12 protein-coding genes and 1 tRNA gene are annotated in these 16,118 nt (G+C 65.2%); 10 read left to right on the top strand and 3 right to left on the bottom strand.

All coding sequences use genetic code 11. The annotated features are described in order from the left end of the window. The first annotated feature begins 56 nt into the window (after window positions 1-56). The 8 genes from C4S71_RS02760 to C4S71_RS02725 all read left to right on the top strand — a co-directional run bounded on the left by C4S71_RS02760 (window position 57) and on the right by C4S71_RS02725 (window position 7,097). A complete protein-coding gene (locus tag C4S71_RS02760) occupies window positions 57-1,811 on the top strand; it encodes a tetratricopeptide repeat protein (RefSeq protein WP_235014163.1) in 1,755 nt (584 codons plus the stop codon). A 41-nt stretch (window positions 1,812-1,852) separates the two neighbouring features. Beyond that, window positions 1,853-2,455, top strand: coding sequence for a lipoprotein insertase outer membrane protein LolB (lolB, locus tag C4S71_RS02755; RefSeq protein ID WP_234238277.1), 603 nt, complete (start codon window positions 1,853-1,855; stop codon window positions 2,453-2,455). 28 nt (window positions 2,456-2,483) lie between these two features. Then, complete coding sequence (gene ispE, locus C4S71_RS02750) at window positions 2,484-3,350, top strand: 4-(cytidine 5'-diphospho)-2-C-methyl-D-erythritol kinase (RefSeq protein ID WP_103968138.1); 867 nt, start codon at window positions 2,484-2,486, stop codon at window positions 3,348-3,350. Between the two features lie 87 nt (window positions 3,351-3,437). After that, window positions 3,438-4,379 (top strand): ribose-phosphate pyrophosphokinase, encoded by a 942-nt coding sequence (locus C4S71_RS02745; protein WP_176342835.1) that lies wholly within the window; start codon window positions 3,438-3,440, stop codon window positions 4,377-4,379. 120 nt (window positions 4,380-4,499) lie between these two features. Next, entirely contained in the window at window positions 4,500-5,138 is a 639-nt protein-coding gene (locus C4S71_RS02740) for a 50S ribosomal protein L25/general stress protein Ctc (RefSeq protein WP_086509888.1), read from the top strand. 83 nt (window positions 5,139-5,221) lie between these two features. Continuing rightward, window positions 5,222-5,803: an aminoacyl-tRNA hydrolase gene (gene pth, locus C4S71_RS02735; protein WP_103968137.1), complete on the top strand. Its 582-nt coding sequence runs from the start codon at window positions 5,222-5,224 to the stop codon at window positions 5,801-5,803. Between the two features lie 72 nt (window positions 5,804-5,875). Further along, window positions 5,876-6,967, top strand: coding sequence for a redox-regulated ATPase YchF (gene ychF / locus C4S71_RS02730; RefSeq protein WP_103968136.1), 1,092 nt, complete (start codon window positions 5,876-5,878; stop codon window positions 6,965-6,967). Between the two features lie 53 nt (window positions 6,968-7,020). Next, window positions 7,021-7,097: transfer RNA gene (locus C4S71_RS02725), tRNA-Met, on the top strand. A 106-nt stretch (window positions 7,098-7,203) separates the two neighbouring features. Here the strand turns inward: C4S71_RS02725 and C4S71_RS02720 are convergent. Beyond that, complete coding sequence (locus C4S71_RS02720; protein WP_103968135.1) at window positions 7,204-8,502, bottom strand: M18 family aminopeptidase; 1,299 nt, start codon at window positions 8,500-8,502, stop codon at window positions 7,204-7,206. Window positions 8,503-8,628: 126 nt separating this feature from the next. Here C4S71_RS02720 and C4S71_RS02715 point away from each other — a divergent pair, with 126 nt between their 5' ends. Continuing rightward, complete coding sequence (locus C4S71_RS02715) at window positions 8,629-10,683, top strand: carboxy terminal-processing peptidase (RefSeq protein ID WP_103968134.1); 2,055 nt, start codon at window positions 8,629-8,631, stop codon at window positions 10,681-10,683. Between the two features lie 334 nt (window positions 10,684-11,017). Beyond that, window positions 11,018-13,105 (top strand): putative bifunctional diguanylate cyclase/phosphodiesterase, encoded by a 2,088-nt coding sequence (locus C4S71_RS02710; RefSeq protein ID WP_235014161.1) that lies wholly within the window; start codon window positions 11,018-11,020, stop codon window positions 13,103-13,105. Between the two features lie 21 nt (window positions 13,106-13,126). Here C4S71_RS02710 and C4S71_RS02705 read toward each other — a convergent pair whose 3' ends face one another. Together C4S71_RS02705 and C4S71_RS02700 are read right to left on the bottom strand one after the other, a co-directional pair. Further along, complete coding sequence (locus tag C4S71_RS02705) at window positions 13,127-15,415, bottom strand: ATP-binding protein (protein WP_160113346.1); 2,289 nt, start codon at window positions 15,413-15,415, stop codon at window positions 13,127-13,129. A 4-nt stretch (window positions 15,416-15,419) separates the two neighbouring features. Next, entirely contained in the window at window positions 15,420-15,920 is a 501-nt protein-coding gene (locus C4S71_RS02700; RefSeq protein ID WP_086509895.1) for a putative pterin-binding protein, read from the bottom strand. Between the last annotated feature and the right edge of the window lie 198 nt (window positions 15,921-16,118).

Raw genomic sequence — 16,118 nt, 5'->3', positions numbered from 1 at the left:
TGCCACCGCGCGGCTAGCCGTTATGCTGACACCTCGGGACACCAGATGAGACACGCATGCCCTCGACGTTGAAGCGCTCTTCGCGCCATGGATTGGCAGTGCTTGGCCTGGCTGCACTGCTGAGCGGCTGCCAAGGCCTGGCCACCTCGCCATTCGCCACCGCTACAGACGACCCCCTGGCCTCGGCCCCGCCCATCGAGCGCGGCCTGGACGCCGAAGGGCTGGCCACGCTGCTGACGGCGGAGTTTGCCGGACAGCGCGGCGACTACCGCCGCGCCACCCTGGGTTACCTGGCCATGGCCGAGCGCTATCAGGCCGCCCCGCTGGCGGAACGCGGCACGCTGGCGGCGCGTTTCAGCAACGACATCCTGCTGCTCGACCAGGCGGTCAGCACCTGGCACGAGCTCGCCCCGAACGCCGAAGCGCCCTTGCGCCTGCTCTCGGGGTTGGCCCTGCAGCGCGGTGACTGGACGACTGCCCTGGAATGGCGCCTGGCACTGGCAGAGCAGGGCCAGCATGCCGAGCTGGCGCTGCTCGCCGAACTGGCGCTGGAAGCCGGCACCGACCCGCTGCCCCTGCGCGAACGGCTGCGCGCGCATCTCGAACGCCCCACAGCCGCCGCTCACCCCCACTATCACGATGCCGTGCTGGCCACGGCCATCCTGGAGGCGGCCACCGGACAGTCGCTGCAGGCCGAGCGGCGTCTGAACCAGCTCGCCCGCGACCACGCCGAACTGCCAGCCCTGTGGCTGACCCGGGCGCAGCTGGCCCTCGAGGCGAACAACCCGCGCCAGGCCCGCGAGGCCGCAAGCCGCGGCCTGGAGGTGTCTCCCGGCGACCCGCGCTTTCTGCTGCTGATGGCACAAGCCGAGCTGATGCTGGGCAATGTCGAGGCCGCCGAGCGTCACACTTCGACCTTGCTCGACGAGCACATCGGCAATCAGGAGCTGCGCATCTCGCTCGCCGGCCTCTATCTGGAGGACGGTCACCTCGATGCCGCACGGCGCCTGCTGCTGCCCCTGGTGAGCAGCGACGAGCCCCCACCCGCCGCCTTCTACCTGATGGGCATCATTGCCGAGGAGGAGGACGAGGTGGACAACGCCCTGCTCTACTATCGCCAGGTGGCGCCCGGCGGCGACTTCCTGCGTGCCCGCCTGCGCGCGGCGCGCATGCTGATCGACGACGATCGGCTGCTCGACGCCCGTGCCTTCCTGCGTATCGAGCGCCTGCGCCACGAGGCCCGCTTCAGCGAGCTGGTGGCACTGGAAGTGGAGCTGCTCGGCGAAGCCGGCCTGGAAGCGGAAGCCGATGCGCTGCTCAATCGCGAGCTCTCACGCACCCCCAACGACGAGACCCTGCTTTATCTTCGCGGCATGCGCGCCTGGGAGCGGGGCGACATCGAAGCCATGGAGCGCGATCTCGGGCGCATCATCGAAGCCAACCCGGACAACGCCACCGCCCTGAACGCTCTCGGCTACACGCTGGCGGACCTCAACGTCGAAGACCGCCTGGAGGAAGCCCGCGAGCTGATCGAGCGAGCCCATGCGCTGGAGCCCGGCAACCCCGCCATCATGGACAGCCTGGGCTGGGTGTATTACCGCCTGGGCGACCCCGAACGCGCCCTGCCGTGGCTGGAGCGCGCCTATGCCGGCATGCCCGACCAGGAGATTGCCGCCCACCTGGCCGAGGTACTATGGGTACTGGAAAGGCACGATGATGCTCGCAGAGTGGTCGAGCAGGCGCTGCAGCGCTTCGACGAACACCCGCTCATCGACGAGCTTCTCGAACGCATACCCGAGCTGGCACCCTGATCCAACCCACTGCTCCACGAGACGACGTCATGACACACCGGATGACCACGATACGATGCCTGGCGGCGGGCCTGACACTTGCCCTGCTGGCCGGCTGCGCCGCCCCGGGGACCGCGCCCGACATGCGCGCCGACCGCTGGGAAGCCCAGCAGGAGCGCCTCGCCGAGCTGGATACCTGGATCCTGGTCGGCAAGGCCGGCCTGCGCACGCCCCAGGAGTCGACCAGCGCCAATCTCGACTGGAGTCAGCATCCGCACTACTACCGCATGCTGATCAGCGGCCCCTTCGGCAGCGGCCGCAACCTGCTCGAAGGCCGCGAGGGCCGCTTCTCCCTGACCAACGCCAACGGCCGCTTCGTGGCCGAGACCCCGGAAGCGCTGATGCAGCAGCAGCTCGGCTGGTCGCTGCCGGTGAGTTCGCTGGCCGACTGGATCCGCGGCCTGCCCGCCGATCACAGCCAGTACCGGCTCGAGCACGACGACACGGGCTTTCCCCAGCGCCTGGAGCAGGACGGCTGGCAGATCGACTATCGCGACTGGGTCGAGGTGGAATCACTGTGGCTGCCGCGCCGCCTGATCATGGAGTACGACGACCTGCGCGTGACCCTGGTGGTCACCGAGTGGCGCCCCGTGCTCGATGACTGAGCCGAGGCGTAAGTCGACGATCGAGACGATGACCGACAGCGCGACCGCAGCCGAGCTCACCCTGCCGGCACCGGCCAAGCTCAACCGCATGCTGCACGTCGTCGGTCGACGGGCCGACGGCTATCACGAGCTGCAGACCCTGTTCCAGTTTCTCGATCACGGCGACACCCTGCATCTGCGCCTGCGCGACGATGGCGAGATCCGTCTGACGCCGGCCCTGCCGGGCGTGCCCGACAGCGACAACCTGATCGTGCGGGCGGCCCGGCTGCTGCAAGCCGAGAGCGGCTGCCGGCTGGGCGCCGACATCCATCTGACCAAGCGCCTGCCGATGGGTGGCGGCCTGGGCGGCGGCAGCAGCGATGCCGCCACCGCGCTGCTCGGCCTCGACCGCCTGTGGCGTCTCGACCACCCGCTCGAGCCGCTTGCCGAACTCGGCCTGCGCCTCGGCGCCGACGTGCCGGTGTTCGTCCGCGGTCGTGCCGCCTGGGCCGAGGGCGTAGGAGAGAGGCTCATCCCGGTGGAACTCGACACCCCCTGGTTCGTGGTCGTACACCCCGGCATCGAAGTCGCCACCGCCGCGGTGTTCGGGGCACCGCAATTGACACGTGACACTGCCCCGATTACCATGGCGCGCGCACTGCAGGGGGGAGCGCCCAGCTGGAGCAACGACTGCGAGCCCACGGTCAGATCACTCTATCCGCAGGTCGCCGAGGCACTCGACTGGCTAGGCTGCCGTGCACCCGCCATGCTGACGGGAACCGGTGCCTGCATCTTCGCCCGGCTCGACTCGCAGGCCGAAGCACGGCACATCATGGCAGATCTGCCGAGCCACTATACTGCTTTCATGGCTCGCGGCCTGAACCTCTCCCCGCTACATGCTGCTCTTGGCCGATGAACGTGCTGTCAGCGAGCGCCGAATCGCCGCGCTTGCGGTATCCTGTATCGCCAACTGAGCTCCCCAACACTGCATAGGTGGATGCGCGTGTCAAAATTGATGGTTTTTGCCGGGAATGCCAACCCCGAACTCGCCCAGAAGATCGCCGAGAGTCTCGATACTCGTATGGGGAATGCCACGGTCGGGCAGTTCAGCGATGGCGAGATCGCGGTCGAGATCAACGAGAACGTTCGCGGCAAGGACGTATTCATTCTGCAGTCCACCTGCGCACCGACCAACGACAACCTGATGGAGCTGATCCTGATGGTTGACGCCCTGCGTCGTGCCTCGGCCACCCGGATCACCGCCGTGGTGCCCTACTTCGGCTATGCCCGCCAGGATCGCCGGGTACGCTCCGCCCGGGTGCCGATCTCGGCCAAGGTGGTAGCCGACATGATGGTCAAGGCCGGGGTCGACCGGGTCATGACCATGGACCTGCACGCCGACCAGATCCAGGGCTTCTTCGACGTGCCGGTGGACAACGTCTACGGCTCGCCGATCCTGCTCGACGACATCGAGCGCCAGAACTACGATGACCTGGTGGTGGTATCGCCCGACGTGGGCGGCGTGGTCCGGGCCCGCGCCATCGCCAAGCAGCTCAATGCCGATCTCGCCATCATCGACAAGCGTCGCCCCCAGGCCAATCAGGCCCAGGTGATGCACATCATCGGCGAGATCGAGAATCGCACCTGCGTGGTGGTGGACGACATGATCGATACCGCCGGCACCCTGTGCAAGGCCGGCGACGCGCTGAAGGAACACGGCGCACGCCGCGTGGTGGCCTACGCCACCCACCCGATCCTCTCCGGGCCGGCGGTGGAGAACATCACCGGTTCGGTACTCGACGAAGTGGTCGTCACCGACACCATCCCGCTGTCCGACGTCGCCCGTCGCAGCGGCAAGATTCGTCAGCTCAGCGTGGCCGGCCTGATCGCCGAGGCGATCCGCCGCGTCAGCAACGAAGAATCCGTCAGCGCCATGTTCCACTGAGACTCTCAGCAGCTCTCAGCACAACAGGCGCCGGAGTAGCGCCCCCACGGGGGCTTTCGGGAACGTCGCGATCAGGTCGCGGGTCGCACGTCTCCCTTACATTCAGCAAGAGGCAACAACATGTCCGATTTCACACTCAATGCCAGCGTTCGTAACGACCTGGGGAAAGGTGCGAGCCGCCGCCTGCGTCGTGCGAACCTCGAAGTGCCCGCCATCGTCTACGGCGGTGACAAGGCGCCGCAGCCGATCTCCCTCGAGAAGGCCCCGTTCTACAAGGCCATCGAGGACGAGTCGTTCTTCTCCTCCGTGCTCAACCTGGTCATCGACGGCAAGAAGGAGCAGGTGGTAGTGCGCGATCTGCAGCGCCACCCGTACAAGCCGCTGGTCACCCACGCCGACTTCATGCGCGTGGACGCCACTCACGCCATCACCATCAACGTGCCGCTGCACGTGGTGGGCGAAGAGAAGTCCAAGGGCATCAAGGACCAGGGCGGCGAACTGCACATCCTCTCCAACGAAGTCCAGATCAGCTGTCTGCCCAAGGACCTGCCGGACTTCCTGGAAGTCGACATCACCAACGTCGAGCTGGGCACCACCCTGCACCTCTCCGACCTTGAGCTGCCGGCCGGCGTGACCCTGGTCGAGCTGACCCACGGTGCCGATCATGACAACGCCGTGCTGAGCATCACCAAGCCCAAGACCCGCGGCGAGACGGCCGAGGGCGAGGAAGGCGAAGAAGGCGAAGAAAGCGCCGAATAAGCCATGCCGTCGGGGCCGCCTCGGGCGGCCCCTTTCCGTCTCGACCAAGCGCTGCGGCGCTTGTTTTTGTTTGGAGACCCCGCATGCCGCAGATCAAGGCGATCATCGGACTGGGCAATCCCGGTGACAATTACGCCGCCACCCGCCACAACGCCGGCGCCTGGCTGGTGGAGATTCTGGCGCGCCAGGCCGGCACCGAACTGCGCCAGGAGAAGAAGTTCCTCGGCCTCTATGCCAAGGTGCTGCTGGATGGACAGGAGCTGCATCTGCTCGAGCCCACCACCTTCATGAACCGCAGCGGCGCAGCCGTCGCGGCCCTGTGTCAGTTCTACAAGATCGCCCCCGACGAGTTGCTGGTGGCCCACGACGAGCTGGACATCCCCCCCGGCGCTGCCCGCTACAAGCAGGGCGGCGGCCACGGCGGGCACAACGGCCTGCGCGACATCATCAGCGCGCTGGGCGAGAAAGGCTTCAACCGTCTACGCATCGGCATCGGCCACCCCGGCGATTCCCGCCAGGTCACCAACTACGTGCTAGGGCGCCCCGGCAAGGCGGAGCTCGAGGCCATCGGCGCAGCGCTCAACGAGTGCCTGGCCACGCTGCCGCTGGCCGTGTCGGGCGACTGGGCCCGCGCCATGAGCCGACTGCACAGTTTCTCGGGCTGAACCGGCGCCAAGGCTGAGCTAGAATAGCGCCCGTTCGCGAGCGCCACTCGCCATCTTACTCAGGACATCATCATGGGTTTCAACTGCGGTATCGTCGGTCTGCCCAACGTGGGCAAGTCGACCCTCTTCAACGCCCTGACCAAGTCCGGCATCGATGCCGAGAACTTCCCCTTCTGCACCATCGAGCCCAACGTCGGCATCGTGCCGATGCCCGATCCGCGCCTCGACAAGCTGGCCGAGATCGTGGGTCCGCAGAAGGTGATTCCCACCACCATGGAATTCGTCGACATCGCCGGCCTGGTGGCAGGCGCTTCCAAGGGCGAAGGTCTCGGCAACAAGTTCCTGGCCAACATTCGCGAGACTCAGGCCATCGCCCACGTGGTGCGCTGCTTCGACAATGACAACGTCATTCACGTCGCCAACCAGGTCGACCCGCGGGCGGACATCGAAATCATCAACATGGAGCTGGCCCTGGCCGACCTCGACACCGTCGAGCGGGCCATCCAGCGCCTGGTACGCGTGGCCAAGGGCGGCGACAAGGACGCCATCGCCACCAAGGCGATACTGGAACGCATCCAGCCCCACCTGGCCGAAGGCCAGCCGCTGAGAAGCTTCGGCCTCAATGATGACGACAAGCGCCAGCTCAAGAGCTTCGGCTTCCTGACGCTGAAGCCGACCATGTACATCGCCAACGTCAATGAAGACGGCTTCGAGAACAATCCCTATCTCGACGTCGTCAGCGAAATCGCCGCCGAGGAAGGCGCCGTGGTGGTACCGGTGTGCAATCAGCTCGAATCCGAAATCGCCGAGCTGGACGATGAAGAGCGCGCCATGTTCCTCAGCGAGATGGGCATGGAGGAACCCGGGCTGGATCGCGTGATCCGTGCCGGCTACAAGCTGCTCGGACTGCAGACCTACTTCACCGCCGGGGTCAAGGAAGTGCGCGCCTGGACGGTCAAGATCGGCGCCACCGCCCCCGAGGCTGCCGGCGTGATTCACACCGATTTCCAGAAGGGCTTCATCCGCGCCGAAGTGATCGGCTACGACGACTTCGTCACCCTGGGCGGCGAACAGGGCGCCAAGGATGCCGGCAAGTGGCGTCTGGAAGGCAAGGAGTACGTGGTCAAGGACGGCGACGTGATCCACTTCCGCTTCAATGTGTAGCCTTCAGGCTTGACCTGATGGGGGCGAATCCGTAAACTTCGCCCCCGTTGAATGGCTACGTAGCTCAGTTGGTTAGAGCACATCACTCATAATGATGGGGTCCCCTGTTCGAGTCAGGGCGTAGCCACCAGAAATCGAAAAAAAACCCGGCGCCCTGGCGCCGGGTTTTTCGTGGTGGCACTTCTTAATATTAGTAGCTTGTAGCCAAGTGCATAGCCAATCCAGCCGAGTGCACGTCAGGCCAGTCGCGGCCGGTTGGCGAAAGCGATCAGCGCCCGGGTGAGGTACTCCACGTCGCGGCTGCCCGCCGTCTCGCGGATCGAGTGCATGGCCCACTGCGGCACGCCCACATCCAACGTCGGCACGCCGAGTTCGGTGGCCGTGATCGGCCCGATGGTGCTACCACAGCCCATGTCGGCACGGGTGACGAAGGTCTGCACCGGCACGTCGGCCTCGCGACAGAGATCGCGAAACAGCGCTGCCGTGGCGCTGTTGGTGGCGTAGCGCTGATTGGCGTTGACCTTGATCACCGGGCCACCGTTGAGTGCGGGGCCATGGGCGGCATCGTGCTTGTCGGTGAAATTGGGATGCAGGGCGTGAGCGTTGTCGCAGGAGATCATCCGCGAAGCCTGGATCAGACGAATGAAGCCTTCGTCACCCGGCTCGCCCAACTGGGCATTGACTCGCCGCAGCACGTCGCCGAGAAACGGCCCCTGAGCGCCGCAGGCACTGGCGCTGCCGACCTCTTCGTGGTCGTTGGCCACCAGCACCACGCCCTGGCTGCCGTCGCTCTCCAGCAGCGCTTCGAGCCCGATGAAGCAGGACAGCAGGTTGTCGAGTCGCGCACTGGCGATGAGCTCTCGCCCGACACCGACCAGCGCCGGGGGCTGCACGTCATACAGCGCCAGCTCGAAATCGAGGATCTCGGCACCGACGACGCCGCTCTGCTCCTCCAGCCATTCGAGCAGCAGCCGCCGCAGGTCGGGCTTGTCGCCACCCTGCAGAAACACCGGCGGCATCTGGGTCTGGGCGTTGATCGGCCGACCGTTGTTGACCTCGCGGTCGAGATGGATGGCCAGACTGGGAATGATGGCAACGGGCTGATCCACCTGCAGCAGCACGCCTTCGATGCGGCCGTCGGGATGCCGCACGTGAACGCGGCCGGCCAGGCCCAGGTCGCGATCGAACCAGGGTGCCAGCAAGGCACCACCGTAGAGTTCGACGCCGAGCTGCAGCCAGCCTGCCGAGAGCTGAGCGGCGTTGGGCTTCAGGCGCAGGCCGGGGCTGTCGGTGTGGGCGCCGATCATACGCAGCGCCTCAAGCCCGTCATGCGGCAGCTGCAGCGCCACGATCGACGAGCCGTTGCGCGTCACGTAGAGACGCTCGCCGGGCGAGACCTCCCAGGCCTGACTCTCGTCCAGCCGGCGAAAGCCAGCGGCATCGAGCCGCTCGGCCATGGCCGAGACGGCGTGCCAGGGGGTCGGCGAGCGATGGAGAAATTCGAGCAGACGCTCGAGACGAGCTTCCCGAGACATGTGGGTCCTCATCAGGGGTCGTGGTTGACGCAAGAACTGCTACAATGCGACGTCTGGCCTCGCAACTCATGAGCCATACGCTTGTCTAGGGAAGGAAGTGTACACGAAACCAGGGGTGCTTCATTGATGAGCCTGTCAGTCGTTCTTAGGCACACAGCGATTCTCTCGCTGGTGACGTTGTTGTCGTGCGCTCAGTCGGCGCTAGCCCAGATCCAGCCCAACGACGTGCATCGGCAGGCGGCTCTGGAAGTCGCCGAGTCGCTGCGCTACGGCCACTACGCCGAAACCGCCCTGGACGACACCTGGTCACGCCTGGCGTTCGAGCGCTATCTCGATATTCTCGATGGTCAGCGCGCCTTCCTGCTGGAGAGCGACATCGACGAGTTCCGTCACTTTGAGGAGCGTATCGACGACATGCTCTTCGAAGGCGATCTGGCCCCGGCCTATGAGCTCTACCAGCGTTATCACGATCGCGCCGAGAGCCGCTTCGAGTGGCTGCTGAGCGCCATCGACGAGGGGCTGAACTTCACCTACGAGAGCGACATGCGGCTCGACCTCGAGCGCCGCGAGGCCGACTGGGCCACCAGCGAAGCCGAGCTCGACGAGCTGTGGTACAAGCGCCTCAAGAACGCTGCCCTGACCCTCGACATCAGCGGTCAGGACGAAGAGCAGGTGGAAAACAACCTGCGTCAGCGCTACGAAGGCCAGCTGTCACGTCTGCGTCAGACCAACGGCGAAGACGTGTTCGGCCTGTTCATGGCCGCGGTGACCAGCAGCATCGACCCGCATACCGAATACCTCTCTCCGCGCCAGGGCGAGTCCTTCGACATCCAGATGCGGCTGTCGCTGGAGGGCATCGGCGCCATGCTGCAATCCGACGGCGAGTACGTGAAGGTCACCAGCCTGGTGCCCGGCGGCCCGGCGGATCGCGCCGGCGTGCTCGAGCCCGCCGACCGCATCGTCGGTGTGGGCCAGGAGGACGAGGAGATCGTCAACGTGGTGGGCATGCGTCTCGACGAGGTGGTCGATCTCATTCGCGGCCCCAAGGGCACCGTGGTGCGTCTCGAGGTGGTGCCGGCGGAAGCGGTGGACATGACCCGCTCCAGCACCGTCGAGATCACCCGCGACACGGTCGATCTCGAAGACCAGGCCGCCAAGGGGGAAATCGTCGAGGTCGAGCGCGAAGACGGCAACAAGCGTATCGGCGTGATCACCATTCCCACCTTCTACGTCGACTTCGACGCCTGGCAGTCCGGCGCCGAGGAGTTCCGCAGTACCACCCGTGACGTGGCCCGTGAAGTCGAGCGCCTCAAGTCCGAAGGCATCGACGGTCTGGTACTCGACCTGCGCAACAACGGCGGCGGCGCGCTGCAGGAAGCCAACTCCCTGCTCGGCCTGTTCATCGACCGCGGCCCCACGGTGCAGGTACGCGACGCCCGCGGCCGCATCAACCTCTACGGCGACACCGAGACCGGCACGCTCTACGACGGCCCGCTGGCGGTGCTGGTCAACCGTCTCTCGGCTTCGGCCTCGGAGATCCTGGCCGGCGCCATTCAGGACTACGGCCGCGGCCTGGTGCTGGGCAGCGCCACCTTCGGCAAGGGCACCGTGCAGACCCTGAACGACCTGAGCCATGGCCAGATCAAGCTGACCCGCGCCAAGTTCTACCGTATCTCGGGCGAGAGCACCCAGCATCGCGGCGTCGAGCCCGACATCCTCTTCCCCGATATGGTCGACCCCGAACGCATCGGCGAGAGCAGCCTCGACAACGCCCTGGAGTGGGATACGGTGCAGGCCGTGCAGTATCGCCACTACGGCGAGCCCTGGGAGTATCTGGAAACCCTGCGCTCCCGGCATCGCGAGCGGGCCGATTCGCATCCCAACTTCATCTTCCTCAAGGAGCGCACCGAGCTCGCCCGGCGCATGCGCGAAGAGCAGACCACCGTCAGCCTCGACCGCGAACAGCGCCAGCGCGAAGTGGAAGCGCGCGACGCCGAGCAGCTGGCGCTGGAGAACCGTCGCCGCGAAGCCCTGGGGCTGGATCCGCTGAACGAGCTGATCGATGCTCGTGGCGAGGAGAACGAAGAGGAGCCGGTGGAGCGGGTCCAGGTGACCGAAGCCGCAGCCATCCTGGCCGACTATGCCGAGCTGACCCAGCGGCGCCTGGCCGGCCGCTTCTAGCCGCGAGAGATCTTCGCGAGAGATCTTCGCAATAGCACGGACAGACTTGCCCTACCCCACCTGACGCCCGGCGCAACGACACGCGCCGGGCGTTACTCGTTTCTTTACTGCCCAAATCCGACCTAGGTTGACGGCTGCGTTAAACGGACAGCTTGTCGCCACCTCGCCGATGCCTGAGGATGGACGTGCACCATGCGGCTCACCAGAGGCGCGTAACACGTTCAGCGCATGCCCGATGCGCTCCCTGCGCGGGGGAAGGCACATGACCGATACAGGCAGGCTTCATCCAGCCACTGCCCTCCTTACGCACCTTCAGCCGACTACCGATACGACAGTGGAGAGCAACGGCGACATTCCCCCCCTGGCCACCGTGCTGGTCGTCGATGACGACCCCACCATTCGCCTGCTGATTGCCTCCGGCTTGCAACGCAAGGGATACCGGGTGCTGCTCGCCGCCGATGGTCAGGAGGGGCTCGAGGTCTTCGATCAGCATGCGCCCGACCTGGTGCTGGTGGACGTGAGCATGCCGAGACTGGACGGCTTCGGCACCCTGCGCGCCATTCGCAGTGGCCAGGCCGGGGTCAACGGTCGTTACGTTCCCTTGCTGATGCTGACCGGTCATGACGACGTAGGCTCGATCAACGACGCCTTCGATGCCGGCGCGACCGACTTCATGCCCAAGCCGATCAACCTGCCACTGCTGACCGAACGGGTGCGCTATGCGCTGAGCGGCGCCGCCCGCGAGCGGGCCCTGCGCGAGGCACAGCTGGAACAGGCCAGCGCCTGCAAGCTCGCCCGTTTGGGCTTCTGGCACCTCGACGTCCACAGCGGCAAGCTGGAATGGTCGGAAGGCGCCGCCGACATGCTGGGCTGGCCCACTCTGCCCGGCTGCGTGGCGGAATTGACGACGCTGATCGCTCCCGAGCACAGACAGCGGCTGGAGACTGCCCTCAGCGTCGCCAGCCAGAACCGCGAAGGGCTGGACCTCGAGCTTACCGTTGGTCAGGGCAATCTCGAACGTACCCTGCGCCTGCAAAGCGCCGATCAAAACAACGAACAGTACCTGGTGGGGGCGTTTCAGGACGTCACCGCTTTACGCGCCTTCGAGGACAAGGCGCTTTACCTGGCGGCCCACGACGAGCTGACCGGGCTGCCCAAACGCCACTGCTTTCTCGGCCTGCTCGCCGAGCGCCTGGCGCAGGCACCCGAGAACCGCTGGCTGGTAGCGGTACTGGATATCAGCCGCCTGCATCGCATCAACGAAGCCCTGGGCATTCGCGCAGGCGATCAGGCCCTGGTGCTGTTCTCACGACGTCTGGAGAGGTTTGCGCCCAGCCATGCCCTGCTCGGGCGCCTGGACGCCGGCAGCTTCGGCGTGGCCGTCGCGTTACCGGATGCGACAGACCCTCGCCAATTCTGTCAGCAATGGATGATGCCCCTGGCCCGGGCTCAATACATCGCCGGGCAAGAGGTGTACATCGACTTCAGCGCCGGTGTCAGCGTGTACCCCGATGATGCACAGGATGCCGAAACGCTGCTGGGCGCCGCGCTGCAGGCGCAACGCCTCGCCCGCTCTCAGACAGGCCAGCAGCGGCTGCTGTTGAGGCATGAAATCCTTGGCCACACCAATGGTGGCACGCTGAGCTTCGAGGCCCATCTGCAGCAAGCGCTGCAAAGAGACGAATTCTTTCTCGTCTACCAGCCACAGCAACACCTGGCCGATGGCCATATCAGTGCCGTGGAAGCCCTGCTACGCTGGCGTCATGCCAGCCGTGGGGTGGTGTCGCCGGCGGAATTCATTCCGCTGCTGGAGGAGTCCGGCCAAATCGTCGATGTCGGCGACTGGGTCATCGGCGAGGCCTGCCGGCAGCTTGCCGAGTGGCAGCGGGCCGGTCTGCATCTGCGCATGAGCATCAACCTCTCCGCCGTGCAGTTCAATCAGCCGGACTTCCCGCAGCGCATCATGGAACACGTCAATGCCTATCGGCTACTACCCAAGCAGCTCGAACTGGAGATCACCGAAAGTGCCGCCATGGGTCATCCCGAGCAGACGCTGAAAATGCTGCTCGAGCTCAAGGACCTGGGGTTCTCGATCGCCATCGACGACTTCGGCACCGGTCACTCTACCTTCAACTACCTGTTACGCTTCCCGATAGATACGCTGAAGATCGACCGCAGCTTCACCAACAGCGTGACCGAGGAGCGTTCCAGCCGTACCATCGTCCGCTCGCTCACGACCCTGAGTCAGGGGCTGGGCTTCAAGACCATTGCCGAAGGCGTGGAAACCCAGCGCCAGCGCGACTATCTCGAGGCGCTCGATGTCGACGAGATCCAGGGATTCTGGTTGGCCAAACCCATGACCGCGGATCGGCTCGGCACTTTCGTCGCCTCGATCGGCCGTCGTCTCTGTCAGCCACGCTGACGCAGACCGGCCAGGCTCGACTCACCCCTCGGCCGGTGATGCCAGATCGCCACGAGGCACGTCACCGGTCGCCGTATGCTCAGCCGCATACCCCAGCCTGGCAAAGGCCGCTACGCTCAGGCGTCCAAGACGCGTAATACGCTCCACCGTGGCCTCGAGTGCCTCCTGCCCTGCCGCCTCGGCCGTTTGCTCGAGCTTGGCAGCGGCTTGCGACAGCGCTTCGCAGCCCATGGACGCTGCCGCTCCCTTCAGCGAATGCGAGGTCTCCCTGAGGCCAGAGCGATCGTGCCGATCAAGATCCCTCAGCAGCGCCGCGCGGTCCTCGTCCAGCCGTACGACGAACTGTCGCACGAGATGGCTCAGCGCCCTTTCGTCCAGCGATTCGCGAAGCGAGGTCAGCGTGGCGGGGTCGATCTCCACCTCCGCTTCGCTGACGTCTCCCTGGGGAGCGGTCGGCAGTGCCGCCGAGGCCGCCACGGCAGACTCCGCTTCGGCGGGTGCATGAGCGCCCTGCGGCAGCATCCACTGTCGAATGACTCGCTGCAGATCATGGCGCGTGTAGGGCTTGCACAGCACGTCGTTCATACCGGCCTCGAGACAGCGCTGTCTGGCCGAAGGTGTCGCATTGGCCGTCAGCGCCACGATGGGCAGCGGCGCGAGGCTGTCCGGCTCCTGACGGCGCCAACGCCGGGTGGTTTCCAGACCGTCGAGTGTGGGCATCTGCATGTCCATCAGCACCAGGTCGAAGCGGTAGCTCGCCATCAGTGCCAATCCCTCCTGACCGTCGGCCGCCACGCTGACGCGCTGACCCAAACGCTCGAGCAGGGCTCTGGCCAGCTCACGGTTGGCGGGCTGGTCCTCGACGATCAGAATGCTTCCCCTGGGCAGGCTCAAGGCCGGCTCCTGACGAGTTCTCGCGTAACGCTCGATGGCCTCCCGGCTCGGTACGCGCAGCGGTAACTGAACCTGGAAGCAGCTGCCCACGCCCGTTTCCGTGGTGAAATCGATGCGCCCCTGCATGGCCTTGACCAGCCGCTCGCAGATGGCAAGGCCCAGCCCCGAGCCACCGTAGCGGCGCGCGATGGTGCTGTCCGCCTGGGTGAAAGGCTTGAAGATATGCGCCCGACTCTGCTCGGGAATGCCGCACCCCGTATCCTCGACGCGGAAACAAAGCGTATCGTATTCACCGCACTGGACCGCCAGGCGAACCTCGCCGGCCGCAGTGAACTTGAAGGCATTGTTGAGCAGATTCATCAGCACCTGACGAATACGAGTCAGGTCGCCCAGCACCCAGCCAGGTAACGAACCCTCCAGCTCGGCCCTGAAAGCGACACCTCGGCTCGCACTCAGCACGCCGTAGTGGCGCTCCAGCTGGTCGATGAGTTCACTGGGCCGGAAGGGCTGCGGATCGAGATCCAGAGCGCCAGCGTCGAACTTGGTGTAGTCGATCACATCGTTGATCACCGCCTGAAGGCTCACCAGGCTGTCATCCAAGGTACCCAGCAGCCGTGCGCCCTGCTCGCTCAACGGCTCATAGGCGAGCAGTTCCGCGACCCCCACGACCCCGTTGAGCGGCGTACGGATCTCATGACTCATCACCGCCATGAATTCCGATTTGGCCTGGCTCGCCCTTTCCGCCTTCTGCACCGCGGCATCGAGTTCACGCGCCTGGATCTCGAGCAGATAGCGCCGCTCCCGGTTGGTCCTGCCCTCGCTGATCAAGAAGGCCACCAGCACCGAGCCGGCCCCCATCAGCAGCACGATCAGCACGAGCAAGAGGGTGTACAGGTTCCACAGGTCACCGCGCTCCTGGGTACGCAACAGAGCAACGTGAGCATTGATGTCGAGAATCAAGCGAGAGGTCTTTTCCTGTAGCGCAGCCAACCGTTCCATGAGTGTCGCCAGGGCAGCAGCGTCGAGTACGCCATTGCCACTCTCCAGCGGCGACAGCATGGAATCGAGCTCGAACGTCATGGCGATGGCACGCTCCAGGGTCTCGCCCAGAGACTGCGTGGCCAGACTCTGCTTCAGCTCACCACGCCCGAAGAGGTCGGCACGGCTGTACAGGATTTCGTAGCGCAGCAACAGTCCATCGATATCTCCGCGCCAGGGCGACAGCGTCATCCGCATCTCCCTGACCTCCCGATCGAACTGGTAAGCCGACCAGGTGAGATCCTCGAGCATGCGATGCTCGATCTGTTGCATTCGGTCATGGATGATCTTGGCCGTCAGCAGCGCCGAGCCGAACAACACGATAGCGGCACAGGCCGCGATCCGGTAATGCAGGCTCGGACGCGCCGTACGCGACATGCCACTACTCCGGGAGAACATCGATGTGCGCGACCTGCCACACCGAGCGCGACATGATCTTCTCGTTGAGCAATTCGGGATGATCGTCGAAGGGGTAAATGACGAACAGCGGGCCCTGGTCGCGCACCCGCAGAGGGACGCCATCCAGGGTCATCGCCAGTATCACATCGTATTGATTGAAATCGTCCACTGGAATGCTGGCGCTGTAATCGTTCAGCGCCATCACCCGCAGCATCTCGCCCTGGGCCCCCACGGCATCGAGCAGGTCGCGACCCAGCGGGCCGACAAAGGTGACCTGACCGTCGTGCCAGGGAGTATGAGTCCTGATCGTATGCTGGGGCATGGCTTCCAGCATGGCACGATCGAACAGCGCCGCGCCTTCCCCGTTTGTCACGCCAATGCTGCCGGTGACCGTCAGTATGACCCGCCCTTCCGGCGCATCGAGGGCATGCCCCGTAACGGCAACCAGGCACATCAACAAGCCACATGAGAGTGCGCTGCGCATGGCAGGATTCCTATCGTTTTTTCATATGACGAGTATACGGCAGTAATGCCCGCCGAGCAGTCACCCAATCAACGCTGACTGCGACTCGACGCGAGCCGACAACGAAGGAAACGAGAACGGCAGAGATTGGCTCCCGGAGCAGGACTCGAACCTGCGACCCAGTGATTAACAGTCACTTGCTCTACCGACTGAGCTATC

Origin of the sequence: Billgrantia desiderata, from assembly GCF_900108215.1 — a bacterium.
Lineage (GTDB): Bacteria > Pseudomonadota > Gammaproteobacteria > Pseudomonadales > Halomonadaceae > Halomonas > Halomonas desiderata.
This window is presented reverse-complemented; position numbering and strand designations above follow the sequence as displayed.